The 2,463-nt window shown below is 40.6% G+C and carries 4 protein-coding genes; 1 reads left to right on the top strand and 3 read right to left on the bottom strand.

What is annotated here, in order from left to right; all coding sequences use genetic code 11:
- Nucleotides 1-65 precede the first annotated feature (65 nt).
- Nucleotides 66-677, bottom strand: coding sequence for a hypothetical protein (locus F6K20_RS34090; RefSeq protein WP_287267027.1), 612 nt, complete (start codon nt 675-677; stop codon nt 66-68).
- A gap of 351 nt (nt 678-1,028) precedes the next feature.
- On the opposite strand from F6K20_RS34090, the gene F6K20_RS34085 reads away from it, so the two are divergent.
- A complete protein-coding gene (locus F6K20_RS34085; protein WP_044491916.1) occupies nt 1,029-1,334 on the top strand; it encodes a hypothetical protein in 306 nt (101 codons plus the stop codon).
- 57 nt (nt 1,335-1,391) lie between these two features.
- Here the strand turns inward: F6K20_RS34085 and F6K20_RS34080 are convergent, their stop codons facing one another.
- Together F6K20_RS34080 and F6K20_RS34075 are read right to left on the bottom strand one after the other, a co-directional pair.
- Nucleotides 1,392-1,784, bottom strand: coding sequence for a XisI protein (locus F6K20_RS34080; RefSeq protein WP_008178171.1), 393 nt, complete (start codon nt 1,782-1,784; stop codon nt 1,392-1,394).
- A gap of 217 nt (nt 1,785-2,001) precedes the next feature.
- Nucleotides 2,002-2,211, bottom strand: a complete 210-nt coding sequence (locus F6K20_RS34075) for a type II toxin-antitoxin system HicB family antitoxin (RefSeq protein WP_008178170.1) — start codon at nt 2,209-2,211, stop codon at nt 2,002-2,004.
- Nucleotides 2,212-2,463: the final 252 nt, after the last annotated feature.

Raw genomic sequence — 2,463 nt, 5'->3', positions numbered from 1 at the left:
TTTGCCTGACTACATCAAAGTTGCACTCAATGAAAAGTCTAGTGAATTGGAATGTTCCCTCGAAGCTACCATTGAAATGGCAATTTCCAACTTCCTAGACGAATAAGCATTGAGCTTTGAGGATTGTCTACTCGCTCAACGTCTGAAAAATAATAATTAAAATTGCCGATAAATAGAATAACTAAAGCGATTACGAATTTGTCGCTGTAACTCAATCCGAATGTAAACTGAAAATAACAAAAAGTAGGTTGGGCAAAGTTATAGTATCTAGAATTATCAAAAAAAACTAAACGGTCTTTGCCCACCCTACAACTGCTCACCCTGCCGTTGAAACATTTTCTAAGCACAGAGAGTTTATATCTGGCGCGAGTTTTGAGAATTGTCAATTGATCCGCCTTTCCCAACAAGTCCTCTAACTCAGCCACCTCATCAGTGCAGAGCAATGATTCTACATTTCTCGCCACTAAATCATCCAAACGAGTTTGATCTGCCACAGCCAATTTACAACTTGCCAGTGCTTCTAACTCATCTACACTCAAACCAAGCAAACACTCCTCATCCAACCCTAATGGATTAGCGAGTCGAGAATAGGTGTTCCAGTCCAATAAAACCCCAACTCTTTCCCCCTGCTCATTCGTGACATACTGTAATAAACTTGTCATATCAAAAAGCTTCATAAGATAATGTAATCCTATCTTAGCCCGTTCTGTGTACCTGATAGTTATGCAAACCTCCGTAAGTGATGTTGTCTACAGAAATACAATTTTACCTAAATAAAGTAGTAGATGAATATGAGTTGATTCAATTTTTGTCTAAAAGCCTCGATTTAAGAGGTTGTCTGAGAAGTCTCATTTGCTACATCCAAGCCCCCTAAATCCCCCAATTCTGGGGGACTTTTAGAAGCAAATTGACTCTTCCCCCAAAGTTGGGGGGTCAGGGGGGCAAAATTCAGTATCAAAAAACTTTTCAGATATCCTCTAAGATGTGAAACCTTAAACTATCCTGATAGTCAAGCTGAAGCCTTTGTAATGATAAACGACTATGACATAGGTTTTCCTATGGATATCACTATTTCCTATAGAAAGGGAGTTTCACTAGGGAAAGACTATTTGTGGTTAGCGAAACTTATTGCTAGGCATTATCAAACTATGGTGGCAACAGATTTACCAGAAGGACATCCGGACAAAATTAATCCCTATTGTTGGTGTGTAGCAGAACCAAACGGTTATTTAGTAGAAATGGTGGAAGACCTTTCAGATGTCGAAGACAGAGAAGGGTTACTACTAAATAGCAATTCCAAGAAATTACTTACTACATTCGGAAAATTGGCTTAAAAAATAAAACCTAACAAAACCACTACTGATAATGATACCGATAGATTAATTGACAATCTATTCACCTGTACCAAAACCCGTAAACTGGCGTACTTCAGGTTCATGAAAAGCTAAAACAATATCTTCTTTTGGCACTCCCATTTCCACTAATCGGTTGGCAAGTCCCTCTTCCGTGCCATCATGCTGAATCCAAATTTTTCCACCTTTGATATCAAGATGCAAAACACAGCCAAAATCACGTTTATTCCCACGCCAACCAACATACAGCAGTTGGTAGTGATCCTGCTCTGTATCAAAGACGGTCTGAACCTCAGGTGCGACCCAAGGGCGATTTACTCGCCCTAGGAGGCGCGCACCTACGTATTCTGGCGCAATTGTTTGCCGTGAAGCCCGTTGAGCACGTTCGGAAAGAAGATGTCGAATATACTGGCGATATTGCTCTACAGCCATTGAACAATTACCTCCTGTTTCACATCATAAATTACTAATCTAATCTGATAAGTAGTCGGACAAAAGCAAAATTAACTGTTGAAATAGGGAACAGGGAGCAGGGAGCAGGGAGCAGAGGGACTTGTGGCAACTTTACATAAGTTAATATAGTGAAGTTTATTTTTGTCCAGGTACTTACGGCAAGGGATTGTTTCTGGTTGAGTGTGATGGGTGTGCCCTAAGCCACCTCAATATACTCACAGAATGACACTGATTCAGGAGCACTTAATCCATCTTCTTTCAATCCTTCCAAATGAAACATCACTGCCTCAGTAATTAATTGTTTAACGTCTTCTAATGTTTCTGCCACCGCAACACACCCAGGAAGATCTCGAACATAAGCACCGTAGCTATTTTTTCCTTTTTCAATAACAACTGCATAGCGCATTAGATTTTATCCTCATCTATTTGAGCTTGTCGCCATATATTTTTAAGAGTCCCAATTGGAACCTCAAGACTTGATTTACCGGCGTTGCGTCAGTCTTCCTTTGAATAGGAGTAGAGTGGGCATCCTGCCCGCCAGAAAATATATTGTAACGGGCAAGATGCCCATGCTACATACGACCCAAGGGCGATTTACTAGCCCTAGGAGGCGCGCACCTACTCTTAAAATCATGCCATTATTAAGCAACGCCCCAAG

Source organism: Moorena sp. SIO2C4, assembly GCF_010672485.1.
Lineage (GTDB): Bacteria > Cyanobacteriota > Cyanobacteriia > Cyanobacteriales > Coleofasciculaceae > Moorena > Moorena producens.
This window is presented reverse-complemented; position numbering and strand designations above follow the sequence as displayed.

Excerpts from the sequence above, each read along its gene's own strand:
- F6K20_RS34090 (WP_287267027.1), bottom strand. The coding sequence starts at position 677 with ATGAAGCTTTTTGATATGACAAGTTTATTACAGTATGTCACGAATGAG.
- F6K20_RS34085 (WP_044491916.1), top strand. The coding sequence starts at position 1,029 with ATGATAAACGACTATGACATAGGTTTTCCTATGGATATCACTATTTCC.
- F6K20_RS34080 (WP_008178171.1), bottom strand. The coding sequence starts at position 1,784 with ATGGCTGTAGAGCAATATCGCCAGTATATTCGACATCTTCTTTCCGAA.
- F6K20_RS34075 (WP_008178170.1), bottom strand. The coding sequence starts at position 2,211 with ATGCGCTATGCAGTTGTTATTGAAAAAGGAAAAAATAGCTACGGTGCT.